The sequence below is a fragment of the Natronospira sp. genome (genome assembly GCF_007134575.1).
In the GTDB taxonomy this organism is placed as follows: Bacteria; Pseudomonadota; Gammaproteobacteria; order Natronospirales; family Natronospiraceae; genus Natronospira; species Natronospira elongata.
The window spans coordinates 1-4501 of record NZ_SLKM01000161.1 but is presented as its reverse complement, the minus strand read 5'-3'; the positions used below and the strand labels follow the sequence as shown (position 1 = coordinate 4501).

Genomic DNA, 4501 nt, shown 5'->3' with positions numbered 1-4501 from the left:
CGGCCGCTCGTGATCGGGGCGAGGAACGCTTCGACGTGTCGGTACGAAATGTCCCGGCCGAGACCTTTTTCATGGGGCTGGTTGAGGATACCGACTACAACATGATCGTTGATGAGGCGGTGGAGGGTCGGATCAGTCTCAACCTGCGCAATGTCACCATCCCGGAAGTGATGGAGGCGGTGCGCGAGGTTTATGGATTCGAATACCGCGAGCTGGCCGGAGGCTACCTGGTTCGCCCGGCGGGGCTGCAGACTCGTGTGTTCAATATCGATGCCCTCACCATTACTCGCGAAGGCCAGTCCAGTACCCGAGTCAGCTCCGGATCCGTCAGCGATGGTCATGGTGGCAGCCGTGGCACAATGGGCACCCGGGGCTTTGGCGGAACCCCAAGCCGAACGGGTGGTGAGGATCGGATTGTCGGTACGCGCATTGAGACCGAAACCAAGTCGGATTTCTGGGCCGACATAGAGAGCACCCTAGAGGCCATTGTCGCCGACAGCGACGGCGGTCGCGTGATTCTCAACCCCCAATCCGGCACCGTGGCTGTTCGCGCCATGCCCTCCGAGCTACGTGAGATTGAGGAGTATCTGGGTACGATTCAGCGCAATATTGGTCGTCAGGTCGTGCTGGAGGCCAAGATTCTCGAGGTGGAACTGCGCGATGAGTTTCGCTCCGGAATCAATTGGGGCGGGCTCTATACCGACGGCGATGATGGCGCCTTCATTGGTCAGGTGGGTGGTCCCGACGTCTTCAATGAAGGCCTCTCCTCCATTGCCGGCAGCCAGCAAAGCCTGATGCCGGGCAGCGAACTGTCGGGTCTGAGTACCGAGGCCATTGGCGGCAGTTTCGCCGCCACCCTGAATATCGGTAATGATTTCCGTGCCTTTGTCGAGCTGCTGTCGCGGCAGGGAGAAACCCGGGTGCTATCCAGCCCGCGGGTCTCCACGGTCAATAATCAGAAGGCCGTGATCAAGGTCGGCAGTGATGAATTCTTTGTCACCGGCATCCAGACCGGTGGTGCTTTCGGTGCCGCGGGCGCCTCCACCCAGCGCAATGTGGAGTTGACCCCGTTCTTCTCCGGTATTGCCCTGGATGTGACGCCCCAGATCAGTGAAAGCAATGAAGTCACCCTGCATATTCACCCCACGGTCAGTCAGGTTACCGATCAGCGCAAGGACCTTACCGTGGGAGGAGAGACCGACAGTCTGCCTCTGGCCTTCAGCGAAGTCCGCGAATCGGATAGCATCGTCCGAGCCCGGAGTGGACAGATCGTGGTCATTGGCGGTTTGATGCAGAATCAGATGCGGGATGAGACCTTCTCTACCCCGGTACTGGGCAGCATCCCCGTGCTGGGTAATCTCTTCCGCCAGACCCGCCAGCGGGAAGCCAAGACCGAGCTGGTGATCCTGCTGCGGCCGGTGGTGGTGGAGAACGACGAGCAGTGGAATGAAATGACCCGGGATTACCGGGATCAGATTCGAGACATGCGCCGTCCGGGACGTCGATGAGTCTGTACCTGTCGCATTTCGGCCTGCAGGAGTATCCCTTCTCGCTGACGCCGGATACCGACTTCTATTACCACAGCCAGCCCCACCAGGAAGCGCTCAATGTGCTCCTGGTGGCGCTGCGTTCAGGCGAAGGTTTTCTCAAGGTGACCGGCGAAGTGGGGCTGGGCAAGACCCTGCTCTGTCGCATGCTCCTGGAAGCATTGGAGGATGAAGCGGTCACGGCCTATATCCCCAATCCTCATCTGTCTCCCGCCTCCATGCGCCTGGCACTGGCTCGGGAGCTGGGTCTCAACCCTGACGACGAGCTCAGTCAGGAGCAGTTGCTCCAGCGCATTCAGGATCGCCTGCTCCTGCTGGCCCGGGAAGAACGCCCGGTGGTGCTCTGCCTTGATGAGGCACAGCAGCTCCCGGAGGCGACCCTTGAAGCTGTCCGCTTGCTGACCAATCTGGAAACGGAAAAACGCAAGCTGATACAGGTCGTCCTCTTCGGTCAGCCAGAATTGGACGAGCGCCTGGCTCGACCATCCGTGCGCCAGTTGCGGCAGCGGATTACCTTCAGCTATCGCCTGCGCCAGCTCGATGCCGACGCCATTGCCGCCTATGTGCGCCATCGCCTGCGTGTCGCGGGTTACCGCGGGGCACCCCTGTTCGCCCGTCCCGCCCTCAAGGCCCTCTACCAGGGCAGTTTTGGAACCCCGCGACTGGTCAACGTCCTCGCCCACAAGGCCTTGATGGCCGCCTGGGGTGAGGGAGAGGATCAGGTGACTCGACGGCATGTACGTCGCGCCATCGATGATACGGAAGGTGCCCGACAGCGTACGCTGGCGCGTCCTTATGTCCTTGCTGCCTGTGCGGTGGGCGTTATGGCGACGGTCGCCCTGCTGGCCGGCTGGTTCGGCCTTCAGGGGGTGCGCCCATGAGTCTCATCAACCAGATGTTGCGGGACCTGGAGCAGCAGCGAGATACCGCCGCTGAGCGCGGCGATGTGCATGCCGTTGCCGGTCAGCGGCCCCGCTATCTTGCCCTGTCACTTGCCATTGGCCTGGCGCTGATCATCCCCATTGGTGTCCTGGCCTGGTTCTGGCTCGGCCCTCAGGAGCCGGCGCCCGTCATGGAAGAGCAGCTCGTCCTGCCTCTGGAGACCAGTCTGATCGACCTGGCGCCCGCACCGGAGCCGCCACTGCCGCGCCTGCACGCCATCGAACGGGTGGAGACCCGTGACGGCCCTATTCTCCGCCTTGAGCTGGATGGCGACAGTGATTACCGCCGCCGCAGCTCGGCGCCCGACCGACTGGTGCTTGAGCTGCGCGCTGAGATCCCGGCGGATATCGATGCGGATCTGCCGCCCGGGGTGGACGGAATTGACTGGGAAGCGATCGCCGAGGATCAGCAGCGCCTGGAAATCCGCTTCAGCGAACTTCAGTCTGGCCCTCTCTATGCCGAAACCATTCGGGACGGTGGCGAACGCCTGTTGTTGGTTCTTGATGAACCAATCGGCGCCCCCGAAGAGCCGGCGACCGCCGAGTCATCAGGCGCCGTCGTCTCCGCGACGGAAGCCGTCGAAGATTCGACCCATGATCTGCCGGCCCCCACCGAGACCCGAGAAGAAGAGCCGGCAGAGCCAATGGTCGCCGAGGCCCAGGAGCCCGATGACAGTGAGATGCGCCGCGAACGACGACAGCGTAGCGATGCAGAGCGTGCTGCCGAAGCCTGGTCCGGGGCGCGGAAAGCCATAGATCAGGGCCGATCGCGACAGGCCGAGAGCGCGCTGCAGCGCTTGCTCGATATCCAGCCCGAGCATGTAGCCGGACGCGAGGCGCTGGCCGATCTCCTGGTTGATCAGGGCCGTCTTGGGGAGGCCGAGCAGCTATTGGCAGAGGCCCTGGCCGTGGCCGCATTACCCGCTTCGGACCAGGGCTTCTTCGCTCGCCAGCGGGCGCGGTTGTGGCTGGGACGGGGGGATCCTGAACAGGCCGTGGCAGTGCTGGAGGCGGTGTGGCTGGAAGTCTGTGACAGCAGCGACACTGGCGCCTTGCTGGCCGGTCTGTACTATCAGGCCAGTGAATATGAACAAGCCGCTGAGCTCTACGAGAACTTGCTGTCCCGCTTTTCCCAACGCGGGGCATGGTGGATGGGACTGGGCCTGGCTCGGGAGGCCCTGGGCGAGCCCACCGCGGCCATCGCCGCTTACGAGGCGGCACTCAGCGACGATCAGCTCAGAGCAGCGGTTAGAGAGTATCTGGCGGAACGTATCGATGTTCTGACAGGGTCGCCTTAAGGCGAGGCAACAGGAGACAGGCGCGCATGAATCGCAAGCAGAAAATCCGCATTGGCGACCTTCTGGTCCAGCACAAGGTGATTTCGGAAAGCCAGCTGGAACAGGCCCTGGCCGAGCAGAAAACCAGCGGGCGCAAGCTGGGGCGTGTCCTTATCGACCTTGGCTATGTCACCGAGGATCAGATTCTTGAACTGCTGTCCCGCCAGTTGGACATTCCTCATATCGACATTCGCCATTTTCGCTTCGATCCGGAAGTGGCTCGTCGTCTGCCCGAGACCCATTCCCGTCGTTATCGGGCCCTGCCCCTGTCTGCCGAGGAAGATGGCAGTGTGCTCGTGGCCATGGCCGATCCCACGGATATCTTTGCCTTTGACGAGATCCAGCGATTGCTGGGCGTGAATGTTCGGGTCGGCATTGTCCGTGAGGCGGACTTGCTGCGCACCATTGATCTGGTCTACCGGCGTACCGAGGAAATCAGCAGCCTGGCCGAGGAGCTGGGTGAGGAACTATCCGAAGGTGATTATGACCTGGATGAGTTATTGGAAGCCGAAGAGGTCAATGACGCCCCGGTTATCCGATTGCTGCAATCCATGTTTGAAGATGCCGTCCAGGTCAACGCCTCGGACATTCATATCGAGCCGGACGATCAGGTCCTGCGAATCCGTCAGCGTGTGGATGGTGTGCTTCAGGAACAGGTCATTGAGGGCAAGCGAAT

General features: G+C 61.8%; 4 protein-coding genes. All 4 read left to right on the top strand.

Going from position 1 to position 4501, the window contains the following annotated elements; all coding sequences use genetic code 11:
* Positions 1 to 1508, top strand: a 1508-nt coding sequence (gene mshL / locus ACJWXQ_RS06405; RefSeq protein WP_406672397.1) for a pilus (MSHA type) biogenesis protein MshL, incomplete at its 5' end; no start/stop codon positions are given.
* A 2-nt stretch (positions 1509 to 1510) separates the two neighbouring features.
* Positions 1511 to 2428 (top strand): ExeA family protein, encoded by a 918-nt coding sequence (locus ACJWXQ_RS06400; protein ID WP_406672398.1) that lies wholly within the window; start codon positions 1511 to 1513, stop codon positions 2426 to 2428.
* Positions 2425 to 3786 carry a tetratricopeptide repeat protein gene (locus ACJWXQ_RS06395; RefSeq protein WP_346050582.1) on the top strand — a complete coding sequence of 454 codons (1362 nt, stop codon included), beginning with the start codon at positions 2425 to 2427 and terminating at the stop codon, positions 3784 to 3786. The genes ACJWXQ_RS06400 and ACJWXQ_RS06395 overlap by 4 nt, the downstream gene beginning before the upstream one ends.
* Before the next feature lie 26 nt (positions 3787 to 3812).
* On the top strand, positions 3813 to 4501 hold a 689-nt coding region (locus ACJWXQ_RS06390; RefSeq protein WP_406672396.1), incomplete at its 3' end, for a GspE/PulE family protein.

Coding starts and splice junctions, on each gene's coding strand:
- ACJWXQ_RS06395 (WP_346050582.1), top strand. CDS start 2,425: ATGAGTCTCATCAACCAGATGTTGCGGGACCTGGAGCAGCAGCGAGAT.